Source organism: Nonomuraea marmarensis (genome assembly GCF_043197025.1).
GTDB classification, from domain to species: domain Bacteria; phylum Actinomycetota; class Actinomycetes; order Streptosporangiales; family Streptosporangiaceae; genus Nonomuraea; species Nonomuraea marmarensis.
Map to the genome: position 1 here is coordinate 1 of NZ_JBICRM010000078.1, position 12,161 is coordinate 12,161.

General features: G+C 69.8%; 12 protein-coding genes. 9 read left to right on the forward strand and 3 right to left on the reverse strand.

Annotated features, from left to right (window positions below; translation table 11 throughout):
- The 8 genes from ACFLIM_RS49515 to ACFLIM_RS49550 form a co-directional block, all read left to right on the forward strand.
- Positions 1 to 634 (forward strand): bifunctional ornithine acetyltransferase/N-acetylglutamate synthase (locus ACFLIM_RS49515; protein ID WP_393177780.1); only part of this gene is annotated, 634 nt, incomplete at its 5' end.
- Entirely contained in the window at positions 631 to 1,503 is an 873-nt protein-coding gene (gene argB, locus ACFLIM_RS49520) for an acetylglutamate kinase (protein WP_393177782.1), read from the forward strand. The genes ACFLIM_RS49515 and argB, both read left to right, overlap by 4 nt.
- Positions 1,503 to 2,669 (forward strand): acetylornithine transaminase, encoded by a 1,167-nt coding sequence (locus ACFLIM_RS49525; protein ID WP_393177784.1) that lies wholly within the window; start codon positions 1,503 to 1,505, stop codon positions 2,667 to 2,669. The genes argB and ACFLIM_RS49525 overlap by 1 nt, the downstream gene beginning before the upstream one ends.
- A 2-nt stretch (positions 2,670 to 2,671) precedes the next feature.
- The gene (argF, locus tag ACFLIM_RS49530) at positions 2,672 to 3,586 is read left to right on the forward strand and encodes an ornithine carbamoyltransferase (RefSeq protein WP_393177802.1); all 915 of its coding nucleotides are present in this window, start codon (positions 2,672 to 2,674) and stop codon (positions 3,584 to 3,586) included.
- Complete coding sequence (locus ACFLIM_RS49535) at positions 3,587 to 4,090, forward strand: arginine repressor (RefSeq protein ID WP_393177786.1); 504 nt, start codon at positions 3,587 to 3,589, stop codon at positions 4,088 to 4,090.
- Between the two features lie 58 nt (positions 4,091 to 4,148).
- Positions 4,149 to 5,348, forward strand: coding sequence for an argininosuccinate synthase (locus tag ACFLIM_RS49540; protein ID WP_393177788.1), 1,200 nt, complete (start codon positions 4,149 to 4,151; stop codon positions 5,346 to 5,348).
- Between the two features lie 32 nt (positions 5,349 to 5,380).
- The gene (argH, locus tag ACFLIM_RS49545) at positions 5,381 to 6,802 is read left to right on the forward strand and encodes an argininosuccinate lyase (RefSeq protein WP_393177790.1); all 1,422 of its coding nucleotides are present in this window, start codon (positions 5,381 to 5,383) and stop codon (positions 6,800 to 6,802) included.
- Positions 6,784 to 7,503 carry a DNA-3-methyladenine glycosylase gene (locus tag ACFLIM_RS49550; protein WP_393177792.1) on the forward strand — a complete coding sequence of 240 codons (720 nt, stop codon included), beginning with the start codon at positions 6,784 to 6,786 and terminating at the stop codon, positions 7,501 to 7,503. Before argH ends, ACFLIM_RS49550 begins: the two co-directional genes overlap by 19 nt.
- Here ACFLIM_RS49550 and ACFLIM_RS49555 read toward each other — a convergent pair.
- Complete coding sequence (locus ACFLIM_RS49555; protein WP_393177794.1) at positions 7,443 to 7,844, reverse strand: PH domain-containing protein; 402 nt, start codon at positions 7,842 to 7,844, stop codon at positions 7,443 to 7,445. The two genes, ACFLIM_RS49550 and ACFLIM_RS49555, sit on opposite strands and share 61 nt — an antisense overlap.
- 89 nt (positions 7,845 to 7,933) lie before the next feature.
- Here ACFLIM_RS49555 and tyrS point away from each other — a divergent pair, with 89 nt between their 5' ends.
- Positions 7,934 to 9,199: a tyrosine--tRNA ligase gene (tyrS, locus tag ACFLIM_RS49560; protein ID WP_393177796.1), complete on the forward strand. Its 1,266-nt coding sequence runs from the start codon at positions 7,934 to 7,936 to the stop codon at positions 9,197 to 9,199.
- Positions 9,200 to 9,244: 45 nt separating this feature from the next.
- Here tyrS and ACFLIM_RS49565 read toward each other — a convergent pair whose 3' ends face one another.
- Both ACFLIM_RS49565 and ACFLIM_RS49570 read right to left on the reverse strand, forming a co-directional pair.
- Positions 9,245 to 10,684 carry a glycosyltransferase family 39 protein gene (locus tag ACFLIM_RS49565; RefSeq protein WP_393177798.1) on the reverse strand — a complete coding sequence of 480 codons (1,440 nt, stop codon included), beginning with the start codon at positions 10,682 to 10,684 and terminating at the stop codon, positions 9,245 to 9,247.
- Positions 10,685 to 10,756: 72 nt separating this feature from the next.
- Positions 10,757 to 11,518 (reverse strand): hypothetical protein, encoded by a 762-nt coding sequence (locus ACFLIM_RS49570; RefSeq protein WP_393177800.1) that lies wholly within the window; start codon positions 11,516 to 11,518, stop codon positions 10,757 to 10,759.
- Positions 11,519 to 12,161: the final 643 nt, after the last annotated feature.

The window sequence follows — 12,161 nt, forward strand, 5'->3', positions numbered from 1 at the left end:
GCTGGGCATCGAGTCCACGTTCACGGCCGGGCTGCGGGTCACCACGCCCGAGGCCATGCAGGTCGTCAGGATGGTCCTGGTCGGCCAGGTCAACCGCGACATCGTGGGCCTGGTCAACCGGCACGGCATGTCGACCAACGACACCGTGCTCCTGCTGGCCAGCGGTGCCTCCGGGGTGAAACCGGATATCTCGGAGTTCGAGCAGAAGGTCACGGAGGTCTGCGCCGACCTGGCCAGGCAGCTCCTGGTCGACGCCGAGGGCGCCTCCAAGGCCATCGCCATCGAGGTGGTCGGCGCGGCCTCGGAGGACGACGCGGTCAAGGTCGGCCGTAGCGTCTCCCGTTCCAACCTGCTCAAGTGCGCCATCCACGGCGAGGACCCCAACTGGGGCCGCGTCCTGGCCGCCGTCGGCACCACCGACGCGGTGTTCGAGGCCGACCGGCTGAACGTGGCCATCAACGGCATCTGGATCTGCCGTGGCGGCGCGGTCGGCGACGACCGGGACAAGGTGGACATGCGCCCCAGGGACGTGACGATCACCATCGACCTGTCGGCGGGCCCGCACACCGCGACCATCCACACCACGGACCTGACGGCCGACTACGTGCACGAGAACTCGGCGTACTCCTCATGAGGCTCACCACCGCGCAGACCAAGGCCGGGGCGCTGATCGAGGCGCTGCCCTGGCTGACCCGCTTCCACGGCGCGACCGTCGTCATCAAGTACGGCGGCAACGCGATGACCGACGAGAAGCTCCAGCAGGGCTTCGCCGAGGATGTCGTCTTCCTGCACCACGCCGGCCTGCGCCCGGTCGTCGTGCACGGCGGCGGCCCGCAGATCAGCAGCGCGCTCGACAAGCTGGGCATCGAGTCCACGTTCACGGCCGGGCTGCGGGTCACCACGCCCGAGGCCATGCAGGTCGTCAGGATGGTCCTGGTCGGCCAGGTCAACCGCGACATCGTGGGCCTGGTCAACCGGCACGGCCCGTTCGGAGTCGGCATGTCGGGTGAGGACGCCCACCTGTTCACGGCGGTGCGCAAGCACGCAGTGGTGGACGGCGAGCCGGTGGACATCGGCCAGGTCGGCGAGATCATCAAGGTCGATCCCGGCGCGGTGCACGCCCTGCTCGGCGACGGCCGCATCCCGGTCGTCTCCAGCGTGGCGCGCGGAAACGACGGGGAGATCTACAACGTGAACGCCGACACCGCCGCCGCCGCGCTCGCCGTGGCGCTCCAGGCACAGAAGCTGATCGTCCTCACGGACGTCGAGGGCCTGTACGCGAACTGGCCCGACGACACCGACGTGATCGACGAGCTCGGCGCCGGCGAGCTGGAGAAGATGTTGCCCACGCTGTCGAGCGGCATGGTCCCCAAGATGGAGGCGTGCCTGACGGCCGTGCAGGGCGGCGTCCCGCGGGCCCACGTGCTCGACGGCCGGGTGCCCCACTCACTGCTGCTGGAGATCTTCACCAATGAAGGAATCGGAACGATGGTGATGCCCTGATGAGCCTCTTCGACAGGTTCGAGACCGCTTTCATGCCCAACTACGGCGTCCCCCCGGTCGCCCTGGCACGAGGCGAGGGCTCCCGCGTGTGGGACGTGGACGGCAAGGAATACCTCGACTTCATCGGCGGCATCGCGACCAGCTCGCTCGGCCACGCCCACCCCGCCCTGGTCGAGGCCGTCTCCAAGCAGGTCGCCACGATCGCGCACACCAGCAACCTGTTCCTGCACGAGCCCGAGGTGCTGCTCGCCGAGAAGCTCCTCGACCTGCTGAACGCCCCCGCCAGGATCTTCTTCGCCAACTCCGGCACCGAGGCCAACGAGGCCGCCTACAAGCTCGCCGTCAAATACGGCAAGCGTGAGGGCCGCTCCTACTTCGTCGCCGCCGAGAACGGCTTCCACGGCCGGACGATCGGCGCCCTGTCCCTGACCGGCAAGCGGGCCATCCGCGACCAGTTCGGCCCGTTCCCGATCGACGTGCGCTTCGTCCCGTACGGCGACGCCGACGCGCTCAAGGAGGCCGTGACCGGCGACTGCATCGCGGTGTTCCTGGAGCCCACCCAGGGCGAGGCCGGCGTGGTCCCGCCGCCCGCGGGCTACTTCGAGGCCGCCCGCGAGGTCTGCGACTCGACCGGGGCGCTCCTGGTGGCCGACGAGATCCAGTCCGCCATCGGCCGTACCGGGCACTGGTTCGCCCACCAGGCCGACGGCGTCACGCCCGACATCCTGACGCTGGCCAAGGGCCTGGGCGGCGGGTTGCCGATCGGCGCGTGCGTCGGGTTCGGCGACGCGGGCCGGCTGTTCGACAAGGGCGACCACGGCTCGACCTTCGGCGGCAACCCGGTCTCGTGCGCCGCCGCGCTGGCCGTGCTCGACAACCTCGACCTCGACCACGTCAAGTCGGTCGCCGCGCGGCTGCGCACCGGGCTCGAGGCCGTCGACCACCCGCTGCTGAAGGGCGTGCGCGGGCGCGGCCTGTGGCTGGCCACGGTGCTGCGCGAGCCGCGCTCGGCCGAGGTCCAGCGGGCCGCCGCGAACGCCGGTTTCCTGGTGAACGCCCTCCAGCCCGACGCGGTACGCCTCGCGCCCCCGCTGGTCGTCACGGCCGACGAGGTGGACGCGTTCGTGGCCGCGTACCCGCGGATCCTGTCGGAGGCGGCGAAGTGACTCTGCGACACTTCCTTCGCGATGATGATTTGTCGCCCGCCGAGCAGGCGGAGGTCCTGGACCTCGCCGCCGCGATGAAGAAGGACCGGTTCGGCTACCGCCCGTTCGAGGGCCCGCAGACCGTCGCCGTGCTGTTCGACAAGCCGTCGGCCCGCACCCGCGTCTCCTTCCACACCGGCATCGGCGAGCTCGGCGGCCTGCCGCTGGTCATCGACAACGTCTCCGTGCTGATGGGCCGCGGCGAGCCGACCGCCGACCTCGCCAGGGTGCTCGACCGGCAGGTCTCCGCCATCGTCTGGCGCACCACCGGCCAGGAGCTCATCGCCGAGATGGCCGCGAACTCGCGGGTCCCGGTCGTCAACGCGCTCACCGACGAGTTCCACCCCTGCCAGATTCTCGCCGACCTGCAGACCGTCCGGGAGCGGCTGGGCCGGACCGCCGGCGTCACGTTCGCCTACGTGGGCGACGGCGCCAACAACATGGCCCACTCCTACCTGCTCGGCGGCGCCACGGCCGGCATGCACGTACGGATCGGCGCCCCGGCCGGCTACCAGCCCGACGCGATCATCCTCGACCAGGCCGCCGCCATCGCCGCCAAGACGGGCGGCTCGGTGATCGCGCTGTCCGACCCGGTCGCCGCCGTCCAGGGCGCACATGTGATCGCCACCGACACGTGGGTGTCGATGGGCCAGGACGGCAAGGAGGCGCGGGTGGCCGCGCTCATGCCGTACCAGGTGAACTCCGAGCTGCTCGAACACGCCGCGCCGGACGCGATCGTGCTGCACTGCCTGCCGGCCTACCGCGACTACGAGATCACCGACGAGGTCCTCGAAGGCCCGCAGAGCGTCGTGTGGGACCAGGCCGAGAACCGGCTGCACGCCCAGAAGGCGCTGCTGCACTGGCTGGTGAATCACTAAATGATTCCGATGACCAAGGCCGCGCGGCAGGCGAAGATCACCGACCTGCTGCTGCGGCAGGCCGTGCGCTCCCAGCCAGAGCTGGCCAAGCTGCTCGCCGAGAGCGGCGTCGAGGTCACCCAGGCCACGCTCTCGCGCGACCTCGACGAGCTGGGCGCGCTCAAGCTGCGGGCCGACGACGGCTCGCTCGTGTACGCGCTCCCCGGCGAGGGCGGCGGCCGGATCCCGCTCGCCAGGCTGGGCACCGGCGAGTCCCCGGCCGCGCGGCTGCACCGCATCGCGGAGGAGCTGCTGGTCGAAGCCGAGGCGTCGGCCAACCTGGTCATCCTGAGAACCCCGCCGGGCGCGGCCCAGTTCCTGGCCTCCGCCATCGACCACGCCGACTGGGAGTCGATCCTCGGCACGGTGGCGGGCGACGACACGATCCTGGTCATCAGCCGCGACCCGACGGGCGGCCAGACCGTCGCGGAAGCGCTGCTGAAGATGGCCGACCGACGTAGTTAGCCCACGTTCCGCGTGGGCTTTCCGCAATAAAACAAGACTTAGTACTGGAGATAGAGAAATGTCCGAAAGAGTAGTTCTCGCATATTCCGGCGGCCTCGACACCTCGGTCGCCATCCCGTACCTCGCTGAGAAGATGGACGCCGAGGTGATCTGCGTCGCCGTGGACCTCGGCCAGGGTGGCGAGGACATGGAGCTCATCCAGAAGCGGGCCATGGACTGCGGCGCGGTCGAGTCGGTCGTGGTGGACGCCAAGGAGGAGTTCGCCGCCGACTTCTGCGTGCCCGCCCTGCGGGCCAACGCCCTCTACATGGACCGCTACCCGCTGGTCTCCTCGCTGTCGCGCCCGCTGATCGTCAAGCACCTGGTGTCGGCGGCCAAGCAGTTCGGCGGCACGATCGTCTCGCACGGCTGTACCGGCAAGGGCAACGACCAGGTGCGCTTCGAGGCCGGCCTGGCCGCGCTCGCGCCCGAGCTCCAGGTCATCGCGCCCGCCAGGGACTTCGCCTGGACGCGCGACAAGGCCATCGAGTACGCCGAGGCCAAGGGCCTGCCCATCGAGACGTCGAAGAAGAACCCGTTCTCCATCGACCAGAACCTCTGGGGCCGCGCCGTCGAGACCGGCTTCCTCGAGGACATCTGGAACGCCCCCACCGAGGAGGTCTACGCCTACACCGCCGACCCGTCGCAGCCGCGCCCGGCCGACGAGGTGGTCATCACGTTCGAGCAGGGCATCCCGGTCAAGATCGACGGGCGTCAGCTCACCGCGTACCAGATCGTCGACGAGCTGAACAAGCGCGCCGGCGCGCAGGGCGTCGGCCGCATCGACATGGTCGAGGACCGGCTGGTCGGGATCAAGTCGCGCGAGGTGTACGAGGCGCCGGGCGCGATCGCGCTCATCGCCGCGCACATGGAGCTGGAGAACGTCACCGTCGAGCGCGACCTCGCCCGCTTCAAGAGGAGCGTGGACCAGCGGTGGAGCGAGCTGGTGTATGACGGCCTGTGGTTCTCGCCGCTCAAGAACTCCCTCGACGCGCTGATCGACGACGCCCAGAAGCACGTCACCGGCGAGATCCGGATGACCCTGCACGCCGGCAACGCCACCGTCACCGGCCGCCGCTCCGACGACTCCCTGTACGACTTCTCGCTCGCCACCTACGACACCGGCGACACCTTCGACCAGTCGCTGGCCAAGGGCTTCGTCCAGCTCTTCTCCCTGCCCGCCAAGATCGCCGCGGCGCGGGACGCCAAGAAGGGCTGAGTTGCACTATGGTCGCGGGGGAGATGGAGGAGATGACGGTGAGTGATGGCAAGCCGATGCGGCTGTGGGGCGGGCGTTTCGAGGGGGGCCCGGCCGACGCGCTGACCCGGCTGTCGGTGAGCGTGCACTTCGACTGGCGGCTCGTGCCGTACGACCTGGCGGCGTCCAGGGCGCACACCCGCGTGCTGCACAAGGCGGGGCTGCTGAGCGACGAGGAGCTCGAGCGCATGATCGGCGCGCTCGACGACCTGGAACGCGCCTGCAAGGCGGGCGAGTTCCGGCCGACGGTCGCCGACGAGGACGTGCACACCGCACTGGAACGCGGCCTGCTGGAGCGGCTCGGCTCGCTCGGCGGCAAGCTGCGCGCCGGGCGCAGCCGCAACGACCAGATCGCCACCGACCTGCGCCTCTACCTGCGCGACCACGCCCGCACGATCGTCTCCCGCCTGGTCGAGCTGGAGACGGCGCTGATGGCCCAGGCCGCCACGCACGCCGAGACGGCCGCACCCGGCATGACGCACCTGCAACACGCCCAGCCGGTGTCGTTCGGCCATCAGTTGCTGGCACACGTGCACGCCTTCGCCCGCGACATCGACCGGATCACCGACTGGGACAAGCGCGCCGCGATCTCCCCGCTCGGGGCCGGCGCGCTCGCGGGCTCGTCGCTCCCGCTCGACCCGCAGGCCGTGGCCGAGGAGCTCGGGTTCTCGGCCGCCGCGCCCAACTCCATGGACGCGGTCGCCGACCGCGACTTCGCCGCGGAGTTCCTGTTCGACGCGGCCATGATCGGCGTGCACCTGTCGCGGCTGGGCGAGGAGATCGTCCTGTGGGCCTCGCAGGAGTTCCGCTGGATCGAGATGGACGACGCCTACTCCACCGGCTCGTCGATCATGCCCCAGAAGAAGAACCCCGACGTCGCCGAGCTGGCCCGCGGCAAGTCAGGGCGGTTGATCGGCAACCTGATGTCGCTGCTGACGACGCTCAAGGGCCTGCCGCTGACCTACAACCGCGACCTGCAGGAGGACAAGGAGCCGGTGTTCGACACGGTCGACACGCTCCTGCTGGTCCTGCCCGCGATGGCCGGGCTGGTCGCGACCATGCGGGTCAACACGGCCCGCCTGGAGGCGTCGGCTCCCAACGGCTTCGCGCTCGCCACCGACCTGGCCGAGCTGCTGGTACGCCGCGGCGTACCCTTCCGTGAAGCCCACGAGGCCGTCGGCCACCTCGTGGTCTGGTGCCAGGTCAACGACAAGGACCTGGGCGACCTCACCGACGACGAGCTGGCCAAGGTGTCGCCGCACCTGACGCCCGACGTGCGCGACGTGCTCAACGTGCCCGGCGCCCTGGCCGCCCGCAAGGCCCACGGCGGCACCGCTCCCGACCGCGTACGCGACCAGCTCGTCTCCCTCAGGGAGGCGGTCGACGCGCAGGCGGCATGGGCATCGGGGAGCTGAGCTCCGCCGCGCTGCCGCGGAGCTTCTTCGACCGGCCGTCGCACGAGGTGGCGCCCGAGCTGCTCGGGCGCGTGCTCGTGCACGGCACCGTCGCGGTGCGCCTGACCGAGGTCGAGGCGTACGGCGGCCCCGGCGAGGACCCGGCGGCCCACACCTACCGGGGCAAGACGCCGCGCAACGCGGTCATGTTCGGCCCACCCGGGCACCTGTACGTGTACTTCACCTACGGCATGCACTTCTGCGCGAACCTGGTGTGCCTGCCCGACGGCTCCGGCTCGGCCGTGCTGCTGCGGGCGGGCGAGGTGGTGGCGGGCCTGGACGAAGCCCGTTCCCGGCGCTCCCGGCGCTCCAATGGGAAAGACCGGGACCTCGCCCGCGGCCCGGCCCGGCTCGCCGTCGCCCTCGGCCTGCTGCGCGAGCACAACGGCCTCGACGCGATCGGCGAAGCCTCGCCCGCGCTGCCCGGAGACGCCGATCGCCGGCTGACGGGCGTGCCGCACGGATCGGCGGCCATGCTGGCAGGCAGCCCGGCGGACGGGGCCACGATCAGGTCAGGCCCCCGCACCGGCATCTCGACGGCCAGGGAAACCCCGTGGCGGTTCTGGATCGACGGCGATCCGACCGTCTCCCCGTACCGGCCTCATGTGCCCCGCCGCCGCAACGCCGCGGCCACCTCCGTCGGGGAGGTGCCCAGCTCGTGAGGACTGAAGAGGTGCAGATTATCCCCGGTGTCGATCTCCAGCATCTCACTGCGCAGCCCCCACCTCCTGCGCACATCGACCTTGATGTCCCAGATCGCCGCCCACGGCACGTGCCGCCTGCCCGCGAACCCGTGCACCACGGTGATGCCGCTCTCGTCGGCCGCCAGCCGTACGGGAGCGATCAGATCGCGCAGGGCCATGGCGCCGATGAGCACGGCTGCGGGAACGGCGAGGATCACGCCGCGCACATCGCCTTCGAACCACCAGAAGATGGCGAGCCCGGCGGACACCAGAGCCCCTAAGATCTTGAAAACGGCCAGCTCGCGACGGACCCTCCACATGGACACCGAGCGTATCCAAGTGGCGCGCATGCGCACCCATCGGGCAGGCTTGAAGCATCGTCATCCGACCCCAGGGAAGCCAGATCACCGTGACCGACATCCTCGACGACCTCGCGTGGCGAGGCCTGATCGCCCAGTCCACCGACCTCGACGCCCTGCGCGCGTCCATGGCCAAGGAATCGATCACGGTCTATTCCGGTTTCGACCCGACCGCGCCGTCCCTGCACATCGGCCACTTCGTGCCGCTGCTCACGCTGCGCCGCCTCCAGCTCGCGGGACACCGCCCGATCGGCCTGGTCGGCGGTGCCACCGGCCTGATAGGCGACCCGAGCGGGCGCAACACCGAGCGCTCGCTCAACTCCACTGAGGTCGTCGAGGACTGGGTGGAGCGCCTGCGCGGCCAGGTCGGCCGGTTCCTCGACTTCGACGCGCAGCCGAACGCCGCGCTCATGGTCAGCAACCTCGACTGGACCGGCGAGCTGACCGCGATCGACTTCCTGCGCGACATCGGCAAGCACTTCCCGGTCAACCGCATGCTGGCCAGGGAGGCCGTTTCAGCGCGCCTGGCGGGAGACGGGCTGAGCTACACCGAGTTCAGCTACCAGATCCTGCAGTCCTACGACTACCTGGAGCTGTTCCGCCGCTACAACTGCACGTTGCAGATCGGCGGCAGCGACCAGTGGGGCAACATCACCGCGGGCGCCGACCTGGTCCGCCGCGTCGAGGGCGGGCACGTCCACGCGCTCACCCTGCCGCTGATCACCAAGGCCGACGGCACCAAGTTCGGCAAGACCGCGGGCGGCGCCCTTTGGCTCGACCCGGAGATGACCTCGCCCTACGCCTTCTACCAGTACTTCCTCAACTCCGACGACCGTGACGTGATCCACTACCTCAAGGTGTTCACGTTCAGGAGCCGCGAGGAGATCGAGGAGATGGAGAAGGCCGTCGCCGAACGCCCCTTCGCCCGCGAGGCCCAGCGCGCGCTGGCCGAGGAGCTCACCGAGCTGCTGCACGGCAAGCAGGAGCTCGACGCGGTCGTGGCGGCCTCGAAGGCCCTGTTCGGCCAGGGTGCCCTGGAGGAGCTGCCGGCCGCCACGCTGGCGGCGGCGCTCGCCGAGGTGCCCAAGGCGGTCGTGCCCGCGCTCGGTGCGCCGCTCGTGGACCTGCTGGCCGACAGCGGCCTGGTGGAGTCGAAGTCGGCGGCCCGGCGGGCGGTGAAGGAGGGCGGGGCGTACCTCAACAACATCAAGATCACCGACGAGTCGTACGCGCCGACCGCCGATGACCTGCTGGCGGGGCGGTTCCTGGTGCTGCGCCGCGGCAAGAAGTCGATCGGCGGCGTCGAGGTCGGCTGATCGTTCGCCGGAGCGGGCCTTTCCTATGACGGAAGGGCCCGCTGTTCACCGACGGGTGAACAGGGCCACCGTCAGCCCCGGCAGGTCGCCCGAGTGCTTGGCCGAGCCGAGCTCGAACCCGGCCCGCTCCACCTCCCCGACCCGCGGCACCCCGTCGCCCTCCAGCCCCGACTGCTTGGTTCCGCGCCAGACCACCCAGACTCGTTCGCGCCCCTTCAGCGCCGCCGGGACATCGGAGCGCTCCGGGTAGCCGAAACCGTCGGGCTCGGGTGTGTCACCGGTTTTGAGCACGTCGACGGGCATCAAGGAGTCCGCGTAGTAGTCGAAGCCCGCGCGCAGCTGGCTCTGCCCGTACACGATCGCGTCGCCGGGCTCGGCCCTGACCACGCGTAGCGCCCACGGGATGTTCTCGAAGCGCCCGTTCTCCTCGCGTACCTCGACATGATCGGGGAAAGCCAGCACGCACCCGAGCGCCACGACCACCACCCCCGCCACGACCTGGAACCGGGGGATGCTCGCCACGGCCAGCCCCGCCAGCAGCGCCAGCGCGGGAGCGGCCACGAACAGGTAGCGGTCCACATAGACCGGGGTCAGCAGCCGGGACACCGCGAGCAGCAGCACCGGAGGCAGCACCAGCCACCCCACCAGCGCGAACACCCACTTCCTGTCAGTTCTTTTCCACAGCAACACCGCACCGGCCAGCGCCATGACGAACAGCATCACCCCGAGCCCGGTGGAACCCGCCGCCATCTTCGGGAACTTCAGCCACACATCAGGCCCCCGCTGCGGGATCCAGCTGATCGCGTGCCGCTCTCCGTACCCCACCAGCCCCAGCACCACAGCGGGCACGCAGCCGACCGCGAGAGCGGCCAGCATCCGCACCACCACGGCCCGGCGTGCCAGCACCAGGTGGGCCGGCAGCACGAGCACCGCGAACAGATGCGTCGAGCACACCAGCGCGACCGCCCCCCCGTAAACCACCCACCGCCTGCCGTCCGAGCGCTCGATCGCCCGGTGCAGCGCCCAGAACGAGAACACCGCCGCGGCCGCGGCAAAGGCATACGACCGGGCGAAGGCCCCGTAGTAGGACACCGAGGGCAAGATCGCGAAGATGGCGGCGGCGATCACGCCGGCCCGCACGCTGTGCAGCCGCCTGCCCAGGTCCACCAGGAACCAGGCCGCCACGCCGATCGCCACCGCCGACGGCAGCCGCAACCACAACTCCGCCGTGCCCGCCTTCACCCAGAAGTGCATGAACAGGTAGTACGGGAGGAAATGGCCGTCGATGTGCCGCGCCAGCTCCCACATTCCGGACAACGATCGGGAGGCGGCGCTGATGGTGGCCAGCTCGTCGCCGTTCAGGGTGGCGGAGCCCGTTCCGGTGAACGCCGCGACACCGGAGATCAACGCCATCCACCATGGGGTCGACGTGCGCAGACTTTGGGCGGGGCGGGCCGGGGGTGCGAGCGTGGCGGCAGTGGTCACCGGGGCAGGATACGCGGGGTAGTGATGAGTGTGATCGGCTTCGACCGCTATGGCGTGATCGCTTTCATGACGTCATGGGCGATCTTCGGAGGCGGCCTCTTCGGCGTCGAGCACGAGCAGCGCGGCCAGAGCGGCGTCCTTGTGGTCGCGGGTCCATGGCGTGCCGACCTGCGCCCGCAGTCCGTCCACCCGGCCCACCACACCCGGGCCGAGCACCTGGGTGGCGGTGTCCCGCAACGCCTTGAAGTCGTAGCGACTCACCGCCAGCCCCGCGTCGCGCGCCGCCTCCATCAGCGCCTCGTGGTAGAGCTGCCCTTCGGCGCCGTGCAGGTAGTGGTGCTTGCCCAGCACCTCGGCCAGGTTGTCAGGCAACCTCATCCGGCCCGCACCGACCGCTCCCAGGTCAAGGGCCACCCCGAGCACGTCGTGCCCGGCCTTGGTCAGCTCCAGCGCGGCGGTGCCGAGGGCGTCGCGGGCCGCCGTACGTGCGGCGTGCTCCACGCGGGCGATCAGCTCGCCCGCCGCGTCGATGCCGAGCCCGGCGGCGGCGTGGTACGGCTGGTCGGGCAGCGAAGGGTCGGCGAGTAGCGTCACCCGCTCGCGCAGCAGCACCTGAGGCGCCTCGACGACACCTCCCACCGCCACCAGCATCGCCCAGCCGCAGTGATCCTTCACTCCGAGCGCCGCCGCACCAATGCCGGTATGTGTCGGCTTCATAACGATCACCACCCGCCGTTCGGCATCGCCGACCGGCCGCTCGTGCACCAGGCCGTAGCGGTTAGCCGGCACGTCGAGGAGTCGCCCGACGGATCGGGCTCCCACCCGCTCGACCATGCCACGGATCTTCACATGACGGTACGGCTTCGCCTGATGCTCATCGCGCCAAGCACGCATCGCCGTCCGGCCGGCGGGATTTCCCCAGTATGTGGCCCTGTTCGCCCCGGCATCTCGACCTCCCGTGAGCGGGGCGATTTGACGTGTCGCGGATCGCGACCTAATCTTTCACTTCGCCCCGGGAGTGAGCCGGACGCCGATCAGGCGGACGGGCCCCAGGGCAAGCCCCTTGAGAATGACGAGCCACTCGGCGGAGCCGCTTCGGCGTGCTCGTGCATGAGCTGTCTTCGGGCGTGCTGAGGTCACCGGAAAATTGGTTGATTCGACAAGGCTTGGATGACACGGTAAGTTGCGAGGGTTGCCCCGGAATCGGGGTGCACCATCCTAGCTAGGTATGACCAGCTTTCGGCAAATCTTCGGATTTGACACGAAATGGGCAGACCTGCTAAGATTAAAGAGGATTGAGGTCCGCCTCCGCGCCGGAGTTCTTCGTCGGATTTTGGTGGGGATGTACGCGTCCGTTTCTTGAGAACTCAACAGTGTGTTAAAAGCCAGTGCATGTTTTACATGTATGACCCCGTCATTGGTTTGACGGATTCCTTTTTGGTTGGGATGTGATTCCCTCCAGACATTGTTTGGAGAG